General features: G+C 60.7%; 21 protein-coding genes. 11 read left to right on the top strand and 10 right to left on the bottom strand.

Annotated features, from left to right (window positions below; translation table 11 throughout):
* The first annotated feature begins 141 nt into the window (after positions 1 to 141).
* Positions 142 to 1,374 carry a serine/threonine transporter SstT gene (gene sstT, locus J3P89_RS09225; protein ID WP_434601272.1) on the top strand — a complete coding sequence of 411 codons (1,233 nt, stop codon included), beginning with the start codon at positions 142 to 144 and terminating at the stop codon, positions 1,372 to 1,374.
* A gap of 175 nt (positions 1,375 to 1,549) precedes the next feature.
* Here sstT and J3P89_RS09220 read toward each other — a convergent pair whose 3' ends face one another.
* Complete coding sequence (locus J3P89_RS09220) at positions 1,550 to 2,059, bottom strand: DUF1993 domain-containing protein (RefSeq protein ID WP_434573173.1); 510 nt, start codon at positions 2,057 to 2,059, stop codon at positions 1,550 to 1,552.
* Positions 2,060 to 2,190: 131 nt separating this feature from the next.
* Here J3P89_RS09220 and J3P89_RS09215 point away from each other — a divergent pair, with 131 nt between their 5' ends.
* A complete protein-coding gene (locus J3P89_RS09215) occupies positions 2,191 to 2,841 on the top strand; it encodes a YceH family protein (RefSeq protein WP_434697337.1) in 651 nt (216 codons plus the stop codon).
* On the opposite strand, the gene J3P89_RS09210 is transcribed toward J3P89_RS09215, so the two are convergent.
* Positions 2,842 to 3,660 carry a shikimate 5-dehydrogenase gene (locus J3P89_RS09210; RefSeq protein ID WP_434697336.1) on the bottom strand — a complete coding sequence of 273 codons (819 nt, stop codon included), beginning with the start codon at positions 3,658 to 3,660 and terminating at the stop codon, positions 2,842 to 2,844.
* Between the two features lie 249 nt (positions 3,661 to 3,909).
* Between J3P89_RS09210 and J3P89_RS09205 the strand changes: the two genes are divergently transcribed.
* Positions 3,910 to 4,278: a hypothetical protein gene (locus J3P89_RS09205; RefSeq protein ID WP_434629937.1), complete on the top strand. Its 369-nt coding sequence runs from the start codon at positions 3,910 to 3,912 to the stop codon at positions 4,276 to 4,278.
* 80 nt (positions 4,279 to 4,358) lie between these two features.
* Here J3P89_RS09205 and J3P89_RS09200 read toward each other — a convergent pair whose 3' ends face one another.
* The 5 genes from J3P89_RS09200 to J3P89_RS09180 form a co-directional block, all read right to left on the bottom strand.
* Positions 4,359 to 5,879, bottom strand: coding sequence for a nucleobase:cation symporter-2 family protein (locus tag J3P89_RS09200; RefSeq protein WP_434697335.1), 1,521 nt, complete (start codon positions 5,877 to 5,879; stop codon positions 4,359 to 4,361).
* 131 nt (positions 5,880 to 6,010) lie between these two features.
* Positions 6,011 to 6,838 (bottom strand): arylamine N-acetyltransferase family protein, encoded by an 828-nt coding sequence (locus J3P89_RS09195; RefSeq protein WP_434697334.1) that lies wholly within the window; start codon positions 6,836 to 6,838, stop codon positions 6,011 to 6,013.
* Positions 6,839 to 6,937: 99 nt separating this feature from the next.
* A complete protein-coding gene (xth, locus tag J3P89_RS09190; RefSeq protein ID WP_434697333.1) occupies positions 6,938 to 7,732 on the bottom strand; it encodes an exodeoxyribonuclease III in 795 nt (264 codons plus the stop codon).
* Between the two features lie 70 nt (positions 7,733 to 7,802).
* The gene (locus tag J3P89_RS09185) at positions 7,803 to 10,379 is read right to left on the bottom strand and encodes a bifunctional diguanylate cyclase/phosphodiesterase (RefSeq protein ID WP_434697332.1); all 2,577 of its coding nucleotides are present in this window, start codon (positions 10,377 to 10,379) and stop codon (positions 7,803 to 7,805) included.
* Between the two features lie 199 nt (positions 10,380 to 10,578).
* On the bottom strand, positions 10,579 to 12,150 hold the full coding sequence (locus J3P89_RS09180; protein ID WP_434697331.1) for a diguanylate cyclase: 1,572 nt from the start codon (positions 12,148 to 12,150) through the stop codon (positions 10,579 to 10,581).
* 261 nt (positions 12,151 to 12,411) lie between these two features.
* Between J3P89_RS09180 and chrA the strand changes: the two genes are divergently transcribed.
* From chrA to J3P89_RS09160, 4 genes are all read left to right on the top strand, one after another.
* The gene (chrA, locus tag J3P89_RS09175) at positions 12,412 to 13,770 is read left to right on the top strand and encodes a chromate efflux transporter (RefSeq protein WP_434697330.1); all 1,359 of its coding nucleotides are present in this window, start codon (positions 12,412 to 12,414) and stop codon (positions 13,768 to 13,770) included.
* Between the two features lie 155 nt (positions 13,771 to 13,925).
* On the top strand, positions 13,926 to 15,077 hold the full coding sequence (locus J3P89_RS09170) for a mechanosensitive ion channel family protein (protein ID WP_434697329.1): 1,152 nt from the start codon (positions 13,926 to 13,928) through the stop codon (positions 15,075 to 15,077).
* A 127-nt stretch (positions 15,078 to 15,204) separates the two neighbouring features.
* Positions 15,205 to 15,492, top strand: a complete 288-nt coding sequence (locus tag J3P89_RS09165; RefSeq protein WP_434601281.1) for a helix-turn-helix domain-containing protein — start codon at positions 15,205 to 15,207, stop codon at positions 15,490 to 15,492.
* A 149-nt stretch (positions 15,493 to 15,641) separates the two neighbouring features.
* Positions 15,642 to 16,118 carry a hypothetical protein gene (locus tag J3P89_RS09160; RefSeq protein WP_434697328.1) on the top strand — a complete coding sequence of 159 codons (477 nt, stop codon included), beginning with the start codon at positions 15,642 to 15,644 and terminating at the stop codon, positions 16,116 to 16,118.
* Positions 16,119 to 16,165: 47 nt separating this feature from the next.
* On the opposite strand, the gene J3P89_RS09155 is transcribed toward J3P89_RS09160, so the two are convergent.
* A complete protein-coding gene (locus tag J3P89_RS09155; protein WP_434697327.1) occupies positions 16,166 to 16,441 on the bottom strand; it encodes a hypothetical protein in 276 nt (91 codons plus the stop codon).
* A 160-nt stretch (positions 16,442 to 16,601) separates the two neighbouring features.
* Positions 16,602 to 17,834 carry an MFS transporter gene (locus J3P89_RS09150; RefSeq protein ID WP_434697326.1) on the bottom strand — a complete coding sequence of 411 codons (1,233 nt, stop codon included), beginning with the start codon at positions 17,832 to 17,834 and terminating at the stop codon, positions 16,602 to 16,604.
* Here J3P89_RS09150 and J3P89_RS09145 point away from each other — a divergent pair.
* Positions 17,833 to 17,976, top strand: a complete 144-nt coding sequence (locus J3P89_RS09145) for a hypothetical protein (protein ID WP_434672402.1) — start codon at positions 17,833 to 17,835, stop codon at positions 17,974 to 17,976. The two genes, J3P89_RS09150 and J3P89_RS09145, sit on opposite strands and share 2 nt — an antisense overlap.
* An 18-nt stretch (positions 17,977 to 17,994) precedes the next feature.
* Here the strand turns inward: J3P89_RS09145 and J3P89_RS09140 are convergent, their stop codons facing one another.
* Positions 17,995 to 19,044 carry an NAD(P)-dependent alcohol dehydrogenase gene (locus J3P89_RS09140; RefSeq protein ID WP_434573146.1) on the bottom strand — a complete coding sequence of 350 codons (1,050 nt, stop codon included), beginning with the start codon at positions 19,042 to 19,044 and terminating at the stop codon, positions 17,995 to 17,997.
* 180 nt (positions 19,045 to 19,224) lie between these two features.
* Here J3P89_RS09140 and J3P89_RS09135 point away from each other — a divergent pair, with 180 nt between their 5' ends.
* The 3 genes from J3P89_RS09135 to J3P89_RS09125 all read left to right on the top strand — a co-directional run bounded on the left by J3P89_RS09135 (position 19,225) and on the right by J3P89_RS09125 (position 20,939).
* Positions 19,225 to 20,136, top strand: a complete 912-nt coding sequence (locus J3P89_RS09135) for an AraC family transcriptional regulator N-terminal domain-containing protein (protein ID WP_434697325.1) — start codon at positions 19,225 to 19,227, stop codon at positions 20,134 to 20,136.
* Between the two features lie 156 nt (positions 20,137 to 20,292).
* Positions 20,293 to 20,577, top strand: a complete 285-nt coding sequence (locus J3P89_RS09130; protein ID WP_434697969.1) for a BrnT family toxin — start codon at positions 20,293 to 20,295, stop codon at positions 20,575 to 20,577.
* On the top strand, positions 20,574 to 20,939 hold the full coding sequence (locus J3P89_RS09125) for a BrnA antitoxin family protein (protein WP_434697324.1): 366 nt from the start codon (positions 20,574 to 20,576) through the stop codon (positions 20,937 to 20,939). The genes J3P89_RS09130 and J3P89_RS09125 overlap by 4 nt, the downstream gene beginning before the upstream one ends.

The raw sequence follows: 20,939 nt of genomic DNA, 5'->3' as shown, positions 1-20,939 counted from the left end.
GTCCGTCAGATTTTTCGCCGGGCTGTGATAAAGTCCGCGGCCTGCAAATGCTCCACACTCTTTACGGTCCCGATCATGTGGCCTGCCCGCTTGTTGCCCTGATTGACGGACCGTTGCACATAAAAAATCAGAGATACCGTCATGACTGCTGTGTCCTCTTCCCTTCTGCACCGCTTCAAACGCACCAGCCTGGTGACGCAAATTGTCATCGGCCTGATCGCCGGCATTGTCCTGGCGTGGCTGGCCCCTGACGTGGCGAAATCCACGGCGTTCATCGGCAAGGTCTTTGTGTCGGCGCTCAAGGCCGTGGCGCCGATCTTGGTGTTCGTACTGGTCATGGCGTCGATCGCCAACCATAAGCACGGCCAGGAAACCCATATCCGTCCAATCCTCTTCCTTTATCTGTTGGGCACTTTCGCTGCGGCCGTGGTCGCGGTCATTGCCAGCACGCTGTTTCCCTCGAGCCTGGTGCTGAGCGCCCAGGACGTTGCCGTTACCGCGCCCGGCGGGATCAGTGAAGTGCTGCAGAGCCTGTTGCTCAGCGTGGTGGACAACCCCGTTCGAGCGCTGATGGACGGTAACTTCATTGGCATCCTGGCCTGGGCCATCGGCATGGGTATTGCCATTCGCCATGCCGGCGAAACCACGCGCACCGTACTCGAAGACTTGTCCAATGGCGTGACCGTGATTGTGCGGCTGGTCATCCGCTTCGCCCCGCTGGGTATTTTCGGCCTGGTAGCCTCGACCCTGGCCACCTCCGGCTTTGGTGCGCTGCTCGGTTACCTGCACCTGTTGACCGTGCTGATCGGCTGCATGCTGTTCGTGGCACTGGTGGTCAACCCGCTCATCGTGCTCTGGAAACTGCGTCGCAACCCCTTCCCGCTGGTGTTCACCTGCCTGCGTGAAAGCGGCATCACCGCGTTCTTCACGCGCAGCTCGGCGGCCAACATTCCCGTGAACCTGGAGCTGAGCAAGCGCCTCGGCCTGCACGAAGATACCTACTCGGTCTCGATCCCGCTGGGCGCCACCATCAACATGGCCGGGGCCGCCATTACGATCACCGTGTTGACGCTGGCGGCCGTACATACCCTGGGCATCGTGGTGGATGTGCCCACGGCCGTGCTGCTCAGTGTCGTCGCCGCCATCTGCGCCTGCGGCGCGTCCGGGGTCGCCGGCGGTTCGCTGTTGTTGATTCCCCTGGCGTGCAGCCTGTTTGGCATCCCCAGCGAAATCGCCATGCAAGTGGTCGCGGTGGGGTTCATCATCGGCGTGCTGCAGGATTCAGCTGAAACCGCGCTCAACTCGTCCACGGATGTGCTGTTCACGGCGGCGGCTTGCCTGGGTGAAGAAGAGCGGGCGCGGCGTACTGCATAAACCGTGCGTCTTCATCGCGAGCAGGCTCGCTCCCACAGGGTTCTTGCGACAAACATCAATCCAGTGTGGGAGCGAGCTTGCTCGCGATAGCGATGGAACAGACGCTGCGGAACTGACAGCCACAAAAAAGCCCGGAACGGCTCACACCGTCCCGGGCTTTTTCATGCTCGCGGGTTTAGAACGCGCCCATGTAATCGCGCTTGCCTACTTCCACGCCATTGTGACGCAGCAGTGCATAAGTGGTGGTGACATGGAAGAAGAACTGCGGCAGGCCGTAGGTCAGCAGGTAGGTTTGACCGCTGAAGCGTTTTTCCTTCGGGGTGCCCGGACGGGTGACAATTTCAATGCCTTCCTTGCCATCGATCTGCTCGGGGCTGATGCCGTCGATGAAGGCCAGCACCTTGGCGATCAGCGCTTGCAGCTCAGCGAAGGTGGTCTCGCTGTCGTCGTATTTCGGCACTTCGATCTCGGCCAGGCGCGCGGACACGCCCTTGGCGAAGTCGACGGCGATCTGCACCTGACGCACCAGCGGGAACATGTCCGGGAACAGGCGTGCTTGCAGGAAAGCGTTCGGATCGATGTTTTTCGCGGTGGCGTGGGCTTCGGCCTTGTTCAGCACATCACTCAGGGCGTTGAGCATCTGTTTGAAAACCGGGACGGAGGCGGCGTACAGGGAAATAGTCATGGCGATCTCATGCGGGTGGTAGGAGGAAACAAATCAAACGTCGGCGATTATAGCCACGGCTTGTTGCGCTCCTTGTCTTTTATTACGCAAGGATTAGGCTAGGCGGCTTCCACGGCATAGGGAAACGCGCAATGAGCATCGAAGAACAAAGCCAGGCCGAAGAACCACGGCTCAACAGCACGGAAATCCGCATCCTTGGTGCCCTGATCGAAAAACAGGCCACCAACCCCGAGACCTACCCTCTCACCCTCAACGCGCTAGTGCTGGCCTGCAACCAGAAGACCAGTCGCGAACCGGTGACGAATCTCAGTCCGGGCCAGGTCGGCCAGAGCTCGCGGGCCCTGGAAGGCCGCGGTTTTACCCGGCTGGTCATGGGCAGCCGCGCCGACCGCTGGGAGCACCGGGTCGACAAGGCGCTGGAATTGGTGCCGGCCCAGGTGATCCTGATGGGATTGCTGTTCCTGCGCGGCCCACAGACCGTCAATGAACTGCTGACCCGCAGCGGCCGCATGCATGATTTCGAAGACACCGAGCAGGTCGTGCATCAGCTTGAGCGCCTCATCGCCCGAGGCCTGGCGCTGCTGGTGCCGCGCCAGGCTGGCCAGCGTGAAGACCGCTACGTGCACGCCATGGGCGACCCCGCGGACATCGAGGCCATCCTCGCCGCTCGCCAGCACCCGGTAGAACGCAGTGGCGCCGGCAGCGGCGTGTCACTGGAACGCCTTGAAGAGCTCGAAGCGCGGATCGCCGCGCTGGAGGAGCGTCTGGCGCGCCTGGAGTAATCAGGACCGGGCGAAAGCCACGGCCTTGTCGAATTGCTCCAGGTTGGGCCGCACGCCCGTGTACAGCACAAACTGCTCCAAGGCCTGGATCGCGATCACCTCCAGCCCGGTGATGACCCGCTTGCCTTCTGCCCGGCCCCGGACGATCAACGGCGTTTCCGACGGAATCGCCACCACGTCGAATACCGTCTCGGCTGCCTCGAGGGCATCGGGCTCGAACGCCAGGTGGTCCGCTTCAGGACCGCCGGCCATGCCGATCGGCGTCACGTTGATCAGCATTTGTGGCCGGCGATCGCCCAGCTCGGCTTGCCATTCGTATCCCAGGGAGTCGGCCAGGGCTCGGCCGGTGGTTTCGTTGCGGGCGACGATCAGGCCATTTTTATAGCCGCCATCGCGCAAGGCACTGGCGACCGCCTTGGCCATGCCGCCGCTGCCACGCAGGGCGAAAGTCGAATCCTTGGGTACGGCATGGGTCTGCAGCAATTGGGCGACGGCAATATAGTCGGTGTTGTAGGCCTTCAAATGGCCGTCAGTGTTGACGATGGTGTTGATCGACTGGATCGCGGCGGCGGAAGGATCCAACTCATCGACCAGGGCGATGCAGGCCTCCTTGAACGGCATCGACACGCCACATCCACGGATGCCCAGGGCGCGAATGCCACGCACCGCACCCGGCAGGTCGCGACTGCTGAACGCCTTGTAGTAGAAATTCAGGCCCAGTTGTTCATAGAGGTGATTATGAAAGCGCAGGCCGAAGTTGCCCGGGCGCCCCGATAGTGACATGCACAGCTGGGTATCTTTGTTGGGGTTCATCTGCATGCTCGTCTCCTTGAAACACTTTCGGATAAACGCGATCGCCGTACCGACCGGTCCTGTTCGATGCTCAGACCTCGGGCGCAGCGCAGCGACTCGCCATCCGCTGTAAAAAAATCAGCCACAGACCTTACACAATATTTACCCAACGGCGGTGCAAATCCTGGGAAAATCGCTGTCAGAGCAAGTATCCCCGCGCCCCTTAATCGGGTCTGTCGCAGGCCACAGGCGCCGGGGCCGGAACGAGGAATCGCCATGAAACGCAAACTTCCCATTATCGCCCTGCTCGTGGGGGCACTCGCGGTCACCGGCCAGGCATCCGCCCATGGTCGCGGTGGTTGGGAGGGTCCCGCGGTGTTTGGTGCAATCGTCGGCTCGGCCATTGTCGGCTCCGCGCTCATCAGCCGCGACCGACCGGTTTATGTCCAGCAACCGGTGTATGTCCAGCCACAACCGGTCTATGTGCAACAACCTGTCTATGTGCAACAACCGCCACCGGTCTATTACGCGCCGCAACCGGTATACATCGAGCGCCCGGTCTACTATCGCCCGGCGCCGGTGTATTACGGGCCACCACGGGGCTATTACGATGGCCCGCCGCGCGGCCATTACGGTCGCTGGTAGTCCGTTCAGGGTCATAAAAAAGCAGCCGGTGATCGATGATCACCGGCTGCTTTTGTTTCCACTCCTTGGCGATCGCCAGATCAGACGTGCTCGCTGCTCTTCAGCCGCACCGGGCCGTGCTCTTCCGACGAGTGGGCGGGTTCCGCCACCACTGGAATCTCGTTGCCGTCGCAGTCATGCAATTTTCCGTCGCTGAAATAGTCGCCTTCACGCAGTGCAGCCAGGTCCTGGTAGCGCAGCACCCGCTCGGTACCGGCGGCAAAAACTGACTGCTGGTCGGAGTTGCCGGTGGTGAAATGGTTGAACGCCAGGTTCAGGATAATTGCCATGATTGCCGAAGAGCTGATCCCCGAATGGAAGATCGTCGCGAACCAGCTGGGGAAATGGTCGTAGAAGTTCGGTGCGGCGATCGGGATCATGCCGAAGCCAATGGAAGTGGCGACGATGATCAGGTTGACGTTGTTGCGGTAGTCAACCTTCGACAGGGTTCGGATACCACTGGCGGCAACCGTACCGAACAGCACGATACCAGCACCACCTAGCACCGAGGTCGGCACGGCGGCGATCACCCGCCCCATGAACGGCAGCAGCCCGAGCACCACCAGGAATATCCCGCCAGTTGCCACGACAAAACGGCTCTTGATACCGGTCACCGCCACCAGCCCGACGTTCTGGGCAAAGGCACTCTGGGTGAAGGAGCCAAAGATCGGGGCGATCATGCTCGACAGCATATCGGCTCGCAGACCATTGCCCAGACGGCGGGAATCGACCTTGGTGTCGATGATTTCCCCCACCGCCAGGATGTCAGCGGAGGTTTCCACCAGCGTCACCATGATCACGATGCACATCGACAGGATCGCCGCGATATGGAAAGTCGGCATGCCGAAGTGGAACGGCGTTGGAAACCCGAACATCGGGCCTTCGCTGACGGACGAAAAATCCGCCATGCCGAGGAATACCGCGATGACGGTGCCGATGACCATCGCCAGCAGGATCGACAGGCGGGAAATCGTCGCACTGCCCATTTTGCTCAGTACCAGCACCAGTACCAGGGTCAGCGCAGCCAGGCCGATGTTCGCCATGCTGCCGAAATCCGCGGCGTGGCTGTTGCCGCCCATGGCCCAGCGCGCCGCCACCGGCATCAGCGTCAGGCCTATGGTGGTGATGACGATGCCGGTGACCAGCGGCGGGAAGAACCGGGTAATGCGCGAGAATACTGGAGTGATCAACAAGCCGATCAGGGACGCCGCGATTACCGCACCAAGGATGGCCTGGAAGCCCCCTTCCCCGCCGGTTCCAACGATCGCCACCATGGTCGCGACGCCGGAGAACGAAACGCCCTGCACCAGCGGCAACTGGCAGCCAAAGAACGGCAAGCCAAGCGTTTGCAGCAACGTCGCCAGCCCTCCCGCGAACAATGACGCGGCGATCAGCAGACCGATGTCCGCCGGCGACAAGCCGGCCGCCTGGCCGATGATCAAGGGCACCGCGACGATGCCGCCGTACATGGTCAACACATGTTGCAGGCCGTAAGCCATATTCGCGCCGACGCCAAGGTTTTCGTCCTCGGGCCGTGGGAGTGAAACATGGGGCGTTTTCATGGTTCGGGGGTTCCCTGTTTTTTGTTATGCGCACACTGTATTCAAAACTTAGGACAAATGTCCATAGAGTTGTATACAACTTGTTGCACACGGATCACGGACAAGGTTGCAAATCCCGAACCAGATTGCCTTCAACTTCGCGCTATCAGCCCTTCCAGCGCCGGCCGCAGCAGTTCCCGTGGCGGCACCCGCAGCCCGAACTCCGTCTCCAGCAGGTCGATCAACTCGTCGACGTCCATGATTGTGCGTCGCTCACTTTCCTGCCCGATCTGGTGCACGGCATAGCTGTTGCCGTTGAGGGTCTTGCGCAAACCGTCACCCGTGCGGGCGACCATCAACCGGTCCTTGAACGGGGAATCCGGATGACTGCAGACGTACCAATTGCCGACGATGTAATCGATCTCTTCCTGGCGCTGCAGGTCGAACAGGTACATCGGCCGCCATTCGCCCCCTACGTTGGCGCGCAGCATGTAGCCGTCTTCAGTGGTCTCGATGCGGTATGGCTCGTGAGGAGTGGCCTGGACCTCGCGACTGTCCAGCAACAGTGGCGCGGTCGGCACCATGCCACCGAAGCCGACGTCGGTTACATAGCGCACGCCGTCAAGCGTCACCAGGCTCAAGCGATGGGTGCGTGCGGTCCAGGCGCCTTCAGGTGCGTTCATCACTACTCGCCCGGTAATGCCGCGGGCCTCGAAGCCCAGGTCCTGCAAAAGGGCCAGGAATAGCTGATTGAGCTCGTAGCAATAACCGCCGCGCCCTTGCTCGAAGATTTTTCGTTCCACCGACTCAAGGTCGATCGGCACCGGCTGCCCCAGCAGCGTCGCGAGGGTTTCGAAGGGGAACTCGGCCGTATGACGCCACTGCAACTGGCGCAACGAATCGAGCGTCGGGGGTGGCGCCGTGTCGAAACCCAGGCGCCGCAGATAACGACCGCAATCACTCAGTCGAGGTTGGTTCATGGGGTGTCCTTTCCTGTTCAGGTGCAGGGCTTGTGCAGGCACCCCGCCGTTGGCACAGGTATAAGGCATTTCCCCTGGGTGGACAATGATCCGGCGGCTTCAACGGTGCTTGCGCGAAGACAGACGAATCCACGTCGGGGCATGGTCGCTGGGGTGTGGCTGGTTTCTGACCCAGGCATCCACCCCCGCCTCGCTCAGGTAGGCACTGGCGGCAGGGTTGAGCAACAGGTGGTCGATACGTAGCCCGGAGTTTTTTTGCCAGTGCTGGCGGAAATAGTCCCAGAACGTATAGATCCGTTCTTGCGGGTAGAGATGTCGCAGTGCATCCGTCCAGCCCTGGTCCAGCAGGCGCTGGTACCGCTCGCGACTTTCCGGCTGCAACAGGGCATCCTTGAGCCAGGAGCGTGGGTTGTAGATGTCGAAGTCGGTGGGCACGACATTGTAGTCGCCCGCCAGCACCACCGGGTGATCGCTGGCTTGTAGTCCCTGGGCATAATCGATCAGCCGCTCGAACCATGCCAGCTTGTAGTCGAACTTCGGACCAGGCTGCGGATTGCCGTTGGGCAGATAAAGGCAACCTACCAGGACGCCATGCACGGCTGCCTCGATATACCGACTGTGACTGTCTTCCTCTCCGCCCGGCAGGCCGCGCCGACTTTCCAGCGGTTGCGCATCGCGGGCCAGGATCGCGACGCCATTCCAGGAAGCCTGGCCGTGCCAGATCGACCCGTAACCGGCCGACTCAAGCTCCGCCGCCGGGAAATCCTTATCGGCAGCCTTCAACTCCTGCAAGCAGGCGATGTCGGGTTTCTCCCGCTCCAGCCACTCCAGCAGGTTGGGCAGCCGAGCCCGGATACCGTTGATATTGAAGGTCGCGATTCGCAGCTTTTTCATGGGCAGGCAACTCGAAAAACCAAAGTACTAGCTGTGACCGATGACAAGCCGCGGAGGTTGCAACAACCGCTCAGGAACCGGTTTTCGACAGGGGTGGAGCGCTCTCCAGCAGATGCGCGAACGCCTGCTTGTCGATGGGGCGGCTGAGAAAATACCCTTGCACTTCGTGGCATTCATCCGAGCCCAGCGTACCCAGTTGGGCCAGGGTTTCGACACCTTCGGCGGTGACCGTCAGGCCCATGGCCTTGCCCAGGTTGATGATCGCCTGGACCACGGCGCGGTCGTTGCTGCTGTTGCTCATGGAGGCGATGAAGCGCTTGTCGATCTTGATGCCATCAAACGGATAGGTGCGCAAATAACCGAGCGACGAATAGCCGGTACCAAAATCATCCATGTTCAGGCGCACCCCCAGCTCCTTGAGCGCATTCATGACCTGGAGCGCACCGTCCACATCGTTCAGCATGACGTTCTCGGTGATTTCCAGCTCCAGGCGACTCGCCGGGAAGTGGGTTTCGATCAATACCTGGCGCACGTCCTCGACCACATCGCTGCGTTCGAATTGCGCAGGCGAGAGGTTGACCGAGACCATCAGCTCGCCCGGCCAGGTCAACGCGGTTTCGCAGGCCTCGCGTAACACCCAACGCCCAAGCGGGACAATCAGGTCGGTTTGCTCGGCCAGCGGGATAAACGCGTCGGGCCCCAGCAAGCCTTGGGTCGGATGTTGCCAACGGACCAGCGCCTCGACAGCGACGATGGTCTTGCCATCCACGGTATAGCGAGGCTGAAAATGCAGGACGAACTCATTTTTCTTCAATGCCTGGCGAAGGTCGCTTTCCAGCTGGCGACGATGCTGGATCTGATCGTTCATGTGCGAGGCGAAGTAGCACCAGGTCTTCTTGCCCTCGGATTTGGCCTGGTACAGGGCGATGTCGGCGCAACGGATCAACTCGCCCGGCAGATAACCTTGGCGCCGGCTTACGGCAATGCCGATGCTGGCGCCAATGTGCAACGAATGGGTCTCGTAATGGATCGGTTGCTGCAGGCTGTCGATCAGCCGTGCGCAAAACCGGTCGATTTCGGTGGAGTGCTCCACTCCGCTGAGCACCACCACGAACTCATCCCCACCCAGGCGCGCCACCAGATCGTGCTCTCGGGTGCAGTCGCGCAGGCGCTGTGCCACTTCCAGCAGCACCGCATCGCCGGCCGGGTGGCCCAGTGAATCGTTGATCGGCTTGAAGTTATCCAGATCCACCATCAGCAAGGCCAGCGGTACGGAATGCTCCTTGGCAAGCAATGCATCGTCCAGGTGCCGGGCCAACTTGTTTCGATTCGGCAAGCCGGTCAGCGCATCGTGCATCGACAGATGCTGGACCTGGGCGTGGGCGGCCACTTCATCGGTGATGTCGCTGGCGGTGCCGCGATAGCCCGTTACCACGGCCTTGTCGTAGATCGGCCGCGCCGATACCCGACAAAATCGCAACTGTCCGGAATGGTCGCGGTAGGAACACCGCAGGTTGCTGGCATTCTGTTCTTCGACCAGTTTGCCCAGCCACAAGGCAATCGGCGTGGTGTCGCAATACAGCAACTGTTCGATGTCCTGTCCCAGCCATTGCTGATCGGAAAAACCGGTAACGGTGTTGAAGCGCCCCGACAGATAGGTGATGCGCTGCTGGCTGTCGATTTCCCATATCCAGTCCGACGCCGCCTCCGCCACGGCACGGAAGCGTTCTTCGCTCGCCTGGAGCGCCTGCTTTGAGGTTTCCAGGCTGTCGTAGCTGGCGTCCACCTGTCGAGCGGTACGCATGGCATAGCGGAAAAAATAAGCGGTGAGCAACGCCAGGATCAGCAACGCCCCGCCCAATGGCGGAACCAGGGACCACAACAATTGGTGGCCTGGCCGCTCCAGCCGGGATACCAGGCTGTAACCGGTGCTATCCAGCGGTACGGCTGGCTGACCGGGCGCCAGCGCCGTATCTTTCACCAGGTTCAATTCGTTCAGGCCGTAGCTCTTGCCTACCTTGCGAAGCTTGACCGGCGTCAGCTGGTCGATAAAAAGCAGCACCGACGTCCCCTTGGCCTCGACCTGAGGACGTTCGTCGTTGGGCAGGATCACCGAAGCCGTGACGATGGCCGGCCAGCCTTCGAACAAGGTGTAGCGGATCATGGGCCTGGTCAGGTCCGGTTGCGCCTGGAGCTGATCGACAAGGTCCCTCAGCGGTGTATCGATGTAGGCCGTCGCCTCTGCCTGGACATTTTGTCCCCGCACCACCGCATATTTGGTGCGTTCACGGTCGATGACGAACACCCCTTCGTATTCATCGTTGGTGAACAGGGTCTTGCCGATGTTCTGTTCGGCATAGGCCCATTGCACATCGACCTCGCCGTTAAGACGCTCATAGCCGGTAGTCCAGTAGGCGTAACTGGCCATGTAGTTTTTCGACGCGGTGATGCGATTCTCGAGCGCGCGCTCAATGTAGAAGTGGGTCTTGCCCACGTCGTCCGCGTCCAGCTTTTGCGCAATGTTGAACAGCGCGGCGACAGCCATCAGGACACCCATTACGAACAGCACGCCGACCGCCACCACCAGGCGACGGGTAATCGGCGTGTGACGCGTGACGTCAGGGGGGATATCGGCAGCGGTGTCCATTGACCTGCTCCTGTCCTACGGCGTTGGCTTCGCCGTGCAAACTTCACTGCATGAACTGCGTTTGACCCTTGGGTTTTCTTAACCTTAGCAGCCGCTGCCGCGTCAGTTGGCGAGCCTACAGAGTTTGACGAAAAGGGCTACGCGCCGCCTGTGGGTTGAACAATGGACCTCGATCCGCCGCCGATGATTCCGACGAATCTCAGCGATCGGAACGCTCCAGCGCATCGAACGAGTCTTCCCTGGACAACGCCGCGACACAGTTGCGACCGCTGTGTTTGGCCTGATACAGCGCCGCATCGGCTCGCTGGATGAAGACTTCCGTACTGTCCAGGCTGCTGGGCACGAAGGCATGGCAACCCAGGCTCACCGTCAGGTAGCCGGAGGGGGCAGCCGAATGGGTAATCTGCCTGTCGATGACGCGGCGGCGGATCTGTTCGGCCAATGCCATGGCGCCGTGCAGGTTCGTATCGGGCAGCAGGACAGCAAACTCTTCGCCACCATAACGCACCGCCAGGTCGGCCTTGCGATGACAGCAGCCCTTGAGCACCTTCGCGACCTCCGCCAGGCAATGATCACCCGCGACATGCCCGTAGGTATCGTTGTAGCGCTTGAAAAAATCGATGTCGAGCATGATCAGGCTCAGGGGGCTGCGCTGGCGGGCGCCTCGGCCGAACTCGATGCCCAGGGCCCGCTCGAACAGCCGGCGGTTCGCCAGCCCGGTCAGGCTGTCATGAGTGGCGATCAGTTCCAGCGCTTGCTGGGCCTTGCGCAGGTCCGCTTCAATCCGCTCGCTGTTACGCACCTGATGCACGAAAACCCAGCCAAACAGACAGATACCCAGCACCACCAAGGCCACGATCAGGCTCGATTGCACCGCCCGGTCATACCAGCCCGTCAGGATCGCTGACTCGGACATCGCGGCAACGACCACCAGTGGGTAGGCTTGCAGATGCCGATGGCCATAGAGCCTGACGATATTATCGGTGCCGGAGCGAATCATCTCATCGCCGGAAGCCCCCACCACCGGATCGTGCTGGAAAATATGATGCCGCGCCATGGACGCACCAATCAGCGCCTCGTCGAAGGGCCGGCGCGCCAGCAAAGTCCCATCGGACAACGCCAGGGCCATCTCGCCTTGATCATCGAGATTAAAACTCTTCAGGAACTGGTCGAAATACGACATCTTGATCCCAGCCATCAGCACGCCCTGAAAATTGCCTTTGCGGTCATTCAGCCGACGGGAAACGGGGATGATCCATTCGCCGTTCTGCCGGCTGCGGATCGCCGGGCCGATATGGGCGACGAGCGAGGCGTTCTCCTGGTGAAACTGGAAATACTCACGATCCGCGATACCGGATCCCCGGTGCAGCTTTTCAAACGAGGTGATGATCCACTGGCCGCTCTTGTCGAACAGAAACAGGCCATGCAGTTGTTCCAGAGACTGCACGCGCCGGGCAAATGTCTGTTGCAGGCGCGCGCGCACGGCCGGGCCATAGCCATCGATCTGGATCCCGTCTGCCAGGCTGTCGAGCACGAGATCGGCCTGCAGGAAAGTATCCTGGGCCTGCTGGGCCATGGCACGGGTAAGGTTGGCCGAAGCAATCCGCGCCGACTCCAGGTCGTGACGACGAGATTGCTCAAGTTGCAGATAGAGCAAACCGCAGAGGCACAGGCATACCGTCGCGATAAACGCCACCGCAGCCTTGAGCAACGGCAGGCGCTTGAGGGTGCCGCCGGGCGCATGGAGCGGATCGTTGATGGGGATAGGCAAGCGAATTCCTGAAGAGGGCAAAGCATGAGCAAAACGCTCAAAGCCCCTAATATTCGTGAGCTTAGCGTACCGCTTGGAGGCCGGCAATTTGCCAGTGGGGCGAAGTCGATGGATGGCGCAGTGGATCCAAAATCCCCCTCATCATCTGGCAATTCCGCCGCCCCTTGGCGCGTTTTTTTTACACGCGAACCTTACCGGGGCTATCTAAAACGTGTCTCGCCCCATAACGTAGGTGGCCTTTATATCAAGGCCCCGCGGACCATGAGCACTCCGAACCCGAGCACTGTAGAACAGGTACAGACCAGACCGTCGACCGTCAGCCTGCGAGAGGCCTTCTGGTTCTGGCTGAAACTGGGTTTCATCAGCTTCGGCGGACCGGCGGGCCAGATCTCGATCATGCATCAGGAATTGGTGGAGCGTCGGCGCTGGATCTCCGAGCGTCGCTTCCTCCACGCCCTGAACTACTGCATGCTGCTGCCCGGCCCCGAGGCCCAGCAACTGGCGACGTACCTGGGCTGGCTGATGCATCGAACCTGGGGCGGAGTAATCGCCGGGGCGTTGTTTGTCCTGCCCTCGCTGTTCATTCTCATCACATTATCCTGGCTATACGTCGCCTTTGGCGAAGTGCCGGTGGTGGCCGGCATTTTTTATGGCATCAAGCCCGCCGTGACGGCGATCGTCGTGCATGCCGCGCACCGGATAGGCTCGCGCGCGCTCAAGAACAACTGGCTGTGGGCAATCGCCGCCGCGTCGTTTACGGCGATCTTCGCCTTCAACGTACCCTTCCCGCTAATCGTACTGGGGGCGGCGGTCGTCGGTTACTTCGGCGGTCGCTGGGCACCGGCAAAGTTCAGCCTGGGCGGCCACGATGCCAGGCACAAGTCGTTCGGCCCGGCCCTGATCGATGACGATACACCGACCCCGGAACACGCTCGTTTCAGTGCCACCCGCCTGGCCCGACTGCTGATCGTCGGGGCGCTGCTGTGGATTCTGCCGATAGGCCTGTTGACCGCGATGTTTGGTTGGGAAGGAACCTTGACGCAGATGGCCTGGTTCTTTACCAAGGCGGCACTGCTGACTTTCGGCGGCGCCTATGCGGTTCTGCCCTACGTGTATCAAGGCGCCGTCGGACATTTCGGCTGGCTGACACCGACTCAGATGATTGACGGCCTGGCCCTGGGCGAAACCACTCCGGGACCGCTGATCATGGTAGTCGCGTTCGTCGGTTTCGTCGGGGGTTACGTGACGCAGGTGTTCGGCCCCGAACAGGCGTTTCTGGCGGGCGCGGTTGCGGCCACGCTGGTGACCTGGTTCACCTTCCTGCCCTCGTTCCTGTTCATCCTGGCCGGCGGTCCGCTGGTGGAATCGACCCATGACGAGTTGAAATTCACCGCGCCGCTCACAGCGATCACCGCGGCGGTGGTGGGGGTGATTCTCAACCTCGCCTGCTTCTTTGGTTATCACGTGCTCTGGCCCAAGGGCTTACACGCAGCACTGGACTGGCCATCGGCAATTCTTGCAGTCGCGGCGTTCATTGCACTGTTCCGCTATAAACGCGGCGTCATCCAGGTGTTGCTGGCCTGCGGCCTGGCCGGGCTGGCGGTGCATCTGCTGCGCTAAGAGAGGCGCTTGAGTCGGATCAGCGGCCCATGCCCGGGGCCGCTGACGGCAAGAAAATTGAACGGGCCTCTGCCACCTGCGAACTAACCAAGTTCATGGCCCGGCCGGTGCGGCCAGGGCACAACCTGAACAGAAATGGCACAGGTGATCCATCCATGGACTCAAGCTCCCTCGATATTTTTACCGACACCCAGGTACTGGGCATTTCCATCGCCAATTGGCTGCTGGCACTGAGCGTGATGACGGTGAGTTTCATCATCGCCAGGGCTGGCGTCGGTTTTCTGTTGAAAAACGTGCGTGCCCGGGCACAAAAACCCGACGCTTATGTCAGCCACATCGCCGTCGAAGTACTGTCCAGTACCAGCAATACCTTGTTATTGCTGGCCTCGATCCTGATCGGCGTTGGCGTACTGGACTTGCCGGAACGCTGGCTGAGTCGAGTCAGCAGCCTCTGGTTCGTGGTGGCGGCCCTGCAGGTGGGATTATGGGCAAACCGAGCGATCGCCCTGGCGTTGATGCATTATTTCGCCCGCCACAGCCACTCCGACATCCACCAGAAAAGCGCCTTGGCCACCCTGAGCCTGTGGGGCGCGAAAGTATTTCTCTGGGCGGTGGTGCTCCTGGCGATGCTTTCCAACCTGGGCGTGAACATCACGGCGTTCGTTGCGAGCCTCGGCGTGGGCGGCATCGCCGTGGCGCTCGCGGTGCAGAATATCCTGGGGGACCTGTTCGCTTCGCTGTCGATTGCCGTGGACAAACCTTTCGAAGTCGGCGACTTCATCGTCGTAGGCTCCCTGGCCGGGACCGTGGAACATGTCGGCCTGAAGACCACGCGAATCCGAAGCCTGGGTGGCGAGCAAATCGTCATGGCGAACGCCGGCATGATCAGCACCACCATCCAGAACTACAAACGCCTCCAGGAGCGCCGCATCGTCTTCGAATTCGCCCGGCCCCAGGAATGCTCGACAGAACAACTGCGGCAAGTGCCGGTCATCGTCGAAAAGATCATCAAGGCCCAGGAAAAAACCCGCTTCGACCGCGCGCATTTTCGCGGTTTTGGCGAAAGCGCACTGGAGTTCGAAACGGTCTATATCGTGCTGGACCCCAGCTACAACGTTTACATGGACATCCAGCAGGCGATCAATCTGGGCATGATGGAAGAGTTCGCCAGGATCGGCGTGCGCTTCGCCATGCCGTCGCGCGCGGTGCATGTGGCTTCGTTGCCGGATGCGGTGGAGCGGATGGCCAGCAGAGGCAACGAGAGGACCCCCACGCAAAGCGCCCCCTCGTTTCGGGCGCAACACTGAGTCCACTCAGACGTTGGAGATTGCCGTTACAACTCACCAGATGAATAGGGGAGCTGCGTCCTATAGCATTGTCCGCCGGTGATCAACGCAAGGCGTTGAAAATGATCGTCGAGCAATGGAGATAACCATGAGCAGATTTTTCGATGAGCTGATGGAAAGCGTGCAACAGATGGATGAGATTGTCCGAGGAGAGCGTCAGCCGTCCCGGGAATTCATCGTCGATGCGCTGCAGGTGAAGGAGATACGAAAAGCCACCGGCCTGACCCAAGCCAAGTTTGCAGCATTGATCGACGTTCAGTTGGGCACGCTACGCAATTGGGAGCAAGGGCGGCGCGAGCCAACCGGTCCCGCGAAAGCTCTGTTGCGCGCCATTCATAACGACCCTGAACACGTCATCAATGCCCTCGCTATATAGGTCACCAGATTCGAAAGGATACTCGCATATGGCTGCGAAACGCCCGAAATCAGCTCGCTGCGCAAAACGAAACCGCGCCATGACCCAGCGCAACTGAGCCCCCCACTCCATCAGCTACGCTCAACCTATCACCACGACAGGGAATCGACATGAGCAAGGCAGACGAACTCGCGGCGAAGCTGAGGCAGGCCCAACGAACCCCAGCCGGCGTCGACAACTGCGCCGACCTGGCCATCGAACACTGGCCCGGCCAGGTCTACGACTTGTACCGTCAGATCGAAACGTGGCTCGCGCCGGTGTGCGAGGCGGGCCTGGTTATCCGGCGCAATCCGACCCACGTCTTCGAGCGCCACTCCAGCGGTTCGACGTACAACTACGCCATTGACCAATTGGTGATCGAGGGCAACCACCGGCGCATCTCGCTCGATCCGATCGCCCGCTTCTCCACCAGCGCAGAGGGATGCATCGAAATCCATATGCAAGGCGTGAAGCACTGCATCCTGCGCACCGTGGGCACGCATGGCGAATCGCTTTGGCAGCTGCGGCCGGCCGGGCAACACACCGAACCCGTAGCGCTGAATGAAGATGCTCTTCTCTTGATCATCGAGGAAGGGTTGGGGCTTTAAAGCAAATGGGCGACCTATTGAGTCGCCCATTACTGAAGAGAGGAGGATCAGCCGGCAGCCGACTCAAATGCTGCATCGGGCCCGCTTTGCACGGGATTGCCAGGCGTAGCCGTATGCCGGCCGACCAGGACCGCCAAGGCGTTATCGATCTCGTCAGCCGCGCCTTGAGCGTGCTGGGCATCCGCCCAGCTCCAGTAGCGCTCGGACACCAGCCCGCCCACAGCCTGCGCGCAAAGTTCATCACAACTGACGCCCATCTTGCCCGCGGCCGCAATGACCGCCAGGAGCGCCTGCTCCAATTGGGAAATTCTTTCAGTAGACACAACTAACCAACTCGGTAGGTAACGAGCTTGAAGCTTACCAAGATATCAATATGCCACCAAACTGCAGGCGCCCAACGGTCTCGTCCAGCTTCGGTTGCCCGATAACATCAGGGATTTTTTTCCCCTGCTTATGGATCAACGAAGCCTGCATTGGTTTCGATCAGTTTGACTCTCGCACCGCGCCATATGTCGCGTCGCTCGACGCTTGCGAAGACTTGCGAGCCGCGGCACGGGCCGCCAGCATGGTCAGCACCGCCGCAACAACCAACACGCCCGCGCTGGTTTCAAACGTCGCCCGATAACCGCTCAGGTCGAACAGGACGCCACCCACCGTGGCACCAGACGCAATGGCGAGCTGGACGATCGCCACCATCAATCCGCCGCCTGCCTCGGCATTTTCCGGCAACGTCCTGGCCAGCCAGGTCCACCAGCCAACAGGCGCCGCCGTTGCCACCAGCCCCCAGACACCCAGCAGCACCGCCGTCATTACCGCTGACCCGCCGAACGCAACCAGCGCAAGAGCGATTGCAGCCATCAACAACGGGATGACGATGAGGGTCCGATACAGGCCGTTCCTCAAGAACGAACCGATCAGGAAGGTTCCGAACAAACCGGCCAAGCCAATCACCAACAACATGAACGACAACAGCGACACGCTCACCTGCGTCACCGTTTCGAGGAAGGGACGCAGATAGGTGAACAACATGAACTGGCCCATGAAGAACGTGCTGACGGCCAGCATGCCCAACGCAACCGGTGCCTGAGTCATCAGTTTGAAAGGATTGCCGCTGTCCTGCTTCACCCGCGAGGGCAGCGAGGGCAGGCTCAACAGCAACCACGCCAGGGCGAGCGCGGCGACAGGCACGATGCAGAAGAACGCGCCACGCCAACCGATGATTGCGCCCAGGAAGCTGCCCAATGGCGCAGCGACTACCGTCGCCAAGGCATTGCCGCCGTTGACGATGGCCAATGCGCGGGGGACCTTGTCCTCCGGCACCAGGCGCATGGCCGTAGCCGCCGACAGCGACCAGAAGCCGCCAATCGCAACGCCGATCAAGGCGCGGCCGACCATGAACGTCACGTAGTCGGGGGCCAGCGCAGCCACTGTGCCGGAAACGATCATCAGCAGTGTCAATGCCGAGAGCAGCCATTTGCGGTCGACCCGGGCGGCAATCGAGGCGACGAACAGGCTGGTGACCAGGGCAAAGGCGCCGGAGACGGCGATGCCTTGGCCGGCCTGCCCTTCGCTGACATGAAGGTCCGCCGCTACCGGTGTCAGCAGGCTGACCGGCATGAATTCCGAGGCGACCAGCGCGAAGGCAGCCAATGACATGGCCAGCACCGCGCCCCACGCAGGCTTACCCTGCGGGGTGGGCGATAAAGTATGGGTCATGGATAACAACCTGAAATTTATGGAAGGGCTCGAAACCCTTGGGCGAGCAAGCTCGCTCGCGATGACGACGGCACAATCCACGCACAGGCGACTGGAACACCGCGATCGCGAGCAGGCCCGCTCCCGCATCAATCGGGCCTGAACGCTTTGAGGCTTACATTCAACCGGCCAACGTAGCGTTGTCGATCACGAAGCGATACTTGACGTCGCCCTTGAGCATCCGCTCGTAGGACGCGTTGATCTGATCGGCACGAACCAGCTCGATGTCGGCAACGATGCCGTGCTCAGCGCAGAAGTCCAGCATTTCCTGGGTTTCGGCAATCCCACCGATCATCGAGCCGGCAATGGTTCGACGCTTCAGGATCAAGTTGAAGACATTGGGCGACGAATGAGGCGTCGCCGGAGCGCCCACCAGGGTCATCGCGCCGTCGCGCTTGAGCAATACCAGGAAAACGTCGAGGTCGTGGGGCGCCGCCACGGTGTTGAGGATGAAGTCGAAGCTCTTGGCGTGGGCGGCCATTTCATCAGCATTGCGCGACACGATGACTTCATCGGCGCCCAACTGCCGGGCGGCCTCGCGCTTGGATTCCGAAGTGGTAAACGCCACGACGTGTGCGCCCATCGCGTGAGCGAGCTTGATGCCCATGTGCCCCAGGCCACCGATCCCGACCACGCCGACTTTCTTGCCCGGCCCGGCGTTCCAGTGACGCAATGGCGAATAGGTGGTGATGCCTGCACAAAGCAGTGGCGCGACGGCGGCCAATTGCTCTTCGGGGTGACGGATGCGCAGCACATAACGCTCATGCACCACGATGTTCTGCGAGTAGCCACCCAGGGTCCAGCCCGGTTCGTCCGGCGTCGGGAAGTTGTAGGTACCGATCATGCCGTCGCAGTAGTTTTCCAGGCCGCTTTCGCAGTCCTCGCAGTGCTTGCAGCTGTCGACAATGCAGCCGACGCCGACCAGATCACCGGTCTTGAACGCGGAAACATGGGCGCCCACCGCCGACACGCGGCCGACGATTTCGTGGCCAGGGACGCAAGGGAACTGAGTGCCTGCCCACTCGGCGCGCACCTGGTGCAGGTCCGAGTGGCAGATCCCACAAAAGGCGATGTCGATCTGCACGTCGTGCGCGCCGGGTGCGCGGCGATTGATTTGCATCGGTTCAAGGGGTTTGTCGCCCGCGTGGGCGCCGTAGGCTTGTACACGCATGAGATGACTCCTTGTTGAGTTGAATTCGACTGGCAGTTTCAGGGACCGGCGCCATTCGCCGGTAGAACATTTCGCTGAAGTTCTTGCCCGATCCTGTGAGCCTGCTTATTTGCCGTAGGCAGCGCTTCGCTTGGCGAGTTAAGGTTCTGCCTATAACTATCACCCCGACAGACAATCGACATGACCAGCCACGGCAAATCGCCGCAAAAGATGCTCGCGGACCTCATCGCTCCCCGGACCACAGAATCGGGAGACGTCGAAACGTCGATGCCCGGCCTCTGCCTCTTCCGGCGCGACGCCCCTGCCCCGCCCGCGACCTGCATGATCGAACCGAGCATCGTCCTCGTCGCCCAAGGGATGAAGCAGGTCTGGATTGGTGGCCAGGCGTATGGTTACGACACCGGGCGATTCCTGATGACTTCACTGGATATGCCGGCGAACTCCGAAGTGATGGTCGCGAGCCCGGAACAGCCATGCCTGGGCCTGGTCCTGAGGCTGGATTTGCGCATGGTTGCCGATCTGGTCGCCCAAGGCGGGCTGGCGCCGCGTCTTGAGCGCCCGGTCGGGATTGGTGCGGGCATCGGCACCAGCACAGCGGACTTCCTGGCGCCGTTCGTACGCCTGCTGGCATTGCTGGATGAACCCGAGGCGATCCCCATCCTGGCGCCGCTGATCCAGCGCGAGATCCATTACCGATTACTGATGAGCGACCAGGCGGCGCGGCTGCGCCAGATCGCGTCCGTCGACAGCCAGGGCTACCGGATCGCCAAGGCCATCGACTGGCTGAAGTTGAACTACGCCGCGCCAATCCGCGTGGATGACCTGGCGGCGCGGGTGCAGATGAGCGCCCCGACCTTTCACCATCACTTCCGCCAGCTCACGGCGATGAGCCCCCTGCAATATCAGAAGTGGCTGCGGCTAAACGAAGCAAAACGGCTGATGCTCAACGAACAGCTGGACGTGGCCAACGCCGCCTACCGAGTGGGTTACGAAAGCCCCTCGCAGTTCAGCCGCGAATACGCCCGCCTGTTCGGTGCGTCGCCCAAGCGGGACATTGCGGCGTTGCGCAGGCCGATTACATCCGGCAGATAAAGCCACGGATGAGCGCATGGACTGATCTTGAAATGAATGAATCTCAAAACCCTGAAACGAGGACACACACTTCGCCGTATGGTTGAGGCAGTCGCCTTGGCTGACCAGACGAAAGAGCTGACGCAGGGTCTTTTTTATACATATAGAATATGCATAATGAAAACATTCAGAGTTCAGTATGACCCGGCGAAAAACGTTGCGAACAAACGGAAACACAAAGTAAGCCTGGCGGACGCCGAAGCCGTATTTTATGACGATATGGCCCTTGAACGTGAGGACAACGATCATGATGAAAAACGGTGGATTATCATGGGGCAAGACGCAACTGGTCGTGTCCTCGTCATTGCGTACACCTACCGCGAGCCGGATTTCGTTCGCGTCATCAGCGCCCGCGTAGCATCCAAAAATGAACTTCATCAGTACCTGGGGGGTGACCTATGAAAGAAGAATATGATTTCAGCACCGCCAAGCGCGGGCCCGTTGCGAGCAGTAAAGGCAAGACTCGCATCACCATCATGCTTGACGACGACGTGATCGAAGCGGCTCGCGAGTGCGCCGAAAGCGCTGGCACTGGGTATCAAACCCTCATCAACAATCTGCTGCGTCAGGCCCTGGTGTCTGAAACTGCCCACAACCTGGCACCAGCAGCAGCTCGGAAGCGGGAGCGGACAGTCAAGCCCTATGCAAATGGTATCACCCGATCCGACGTGAAGGATCTGGAGAAAAGGCTAGCCGCCATGACTGATGAATTGCATAAGATGATGGATGCACCTAAGCCCCGCAAAACCAAGGCATTAGTATGA

The organism is Pseudomonas sp. Z1-14, from assembly GCF_051132005.1.
Classification (GTDB): Bacteria; Pseudomonadota; Gammaproteobacteria; order Pseudomonadales; family Pseudomonadaceae; genus Aquipseudomonas.
This window is presented reverse-complemented; position numbering and strand designations above follow the sequence as displayed.

What these genes read in the sequence shown, in the direction of transcription:
- J3P89_RS09205 (WP_434629937.1), top strand. Translation starts at nt 3,910, where the DNA reads ATGAAACGCAAACTTCCCATTATCGCCCTGCTCGTGGGGGCACTCGCG.
- J3P89_RS09130 (WP_434697969.1), top strand. Translation starts at nt 20,293, where the DNA reads ATGAAAACATTCAGAGTTCAGTATGACCCGGCGAAAAACGTTGCGAAC.
- J3P89_RS09215 (WP_434697337.1), top strand. Translation starts at nt 2,191, where the DNA reads ATGAGCATCGAAGAACAAAGCCAGGCCGAAGAACCACGGCTCAACAGC.
- J3P89_RS09160 (WP_434697328.1), top strand. Translation starts at nt 15,642, where the DNA reads ATGAGCAAGGCAGACGAACTCGCGGCGAAGCTGAGGCAGGCCCAACGA.
- J3P89_RS09185 (WP_434697332.1), bottom strand. Translation starts at nt 10,379, where the DNA reads ATGGACACCGCTGCCGATATCCCCCCTGACGTCACGCGTCACACGCCG.
- xth (WP_434697333.1), bottom strand. Translation starts at nt 7,732, where the DNA reads ATGAAAAAGCTGCGAATCGCGACCTTCAATATCAACGGTATCCGGGCT.
- J3P89_RS09200 (WP_434697335.1), bottom strand. Translation starts at nt 5,879, where the DNA reads ATGAAAACGCCCCATGTTTCACTCCCACGGCCCGAGGACGAAAACCTT.
- chrA (WP_434697330.1), top strand. Translation starts at nt 12,412, where the DNA reads ATGAGCACTCCGAACCCGAGCACTGTAGAACAGGTACAGACCAGACCG.
- sstT (WP_434601272.1), top strand. Translation starts at nt 142, where the DNA reads ATGACTGCTGTGTCCTCTTCCCTTCTGCACCGCTTCAAACGCACCAGC.
- J3P89_RS09145 (WP_434672402.1), top strand. Translation starts at nt 17,833, where the DNA reads ATGGATAACAACCTGAAATTTATGGAAGGGCTCGAAACCCTTGGGCGA.
- J3P89_RS09150 (WP_434697326.1), bottom strand. Translation starts at nt 17,834, where the DNA reads ATGACCCATACTTTATCGCCCACCCCGCAGGGTAAGCCTGCGTGGGGC.
- J3P89_RS09165 (WP_434601281.1), top strand. Translation starts at nt 15,205, where the DNA reads ATGAGCAGATTTTTCGATGAGCTGATGGAAAGCGTGCAACAGATGGAT.
- J3P89_RS09125 (WP_434697324.1), top strand. Translation starts at nt 20,574, where the DNA reads ATGAAAGAAGAATATGATTTCAGCACCGCCAAGCGCGGGCCCGTTGCG.
- J3P89_RS09220 (WP_434573173.1), bottom strand. Translation starts at nt 2,059, where the DNA reads ATGACTATTTCCCTGTACGCCGCCTCCGTCCCGGTTTTCAAACAGATG.
- J3P89_RS09195 (WP_434697334.1), bottom strand. Translation starts at nt 6,838, where the DNA reads ATGAACCAACCTCGACTGAGTGATTGCGGTCGTTATCTGCGGCGCCTG.
- J3P89_RS09140 (WP_434573146.1), bottom strand. Translation starts at nt 19,044, where the DNA reads ATGCGTGTACAAGCCTACGGCGCCCACGCGGGCGACAAACCCCTTGAA.
- J3P89_RS09135 (WP_434697325.1), top strand. Translation starts at nt 19,225, where the DNA reads ATGACCAGCCACGGCAAATCGCCGCAAAAGATGCTCGCGGACCTCATC.
- J3P89_RS09210 (WP_434697336.1), bottom strand. Translation starts at nt 3,660, where the DNA reads ATGCAGATGAACCCCAACAAAGATACCCAGCTGTGCATGTCACTATCG.
- J3P89_RS09170 (WP_434697329.1), top strand. Translation starts at nt 13,926, where the DNA reads ATGGACTCAAGCTCCCTCGATATTTTTACCGACACCCAGGTACTGGGC.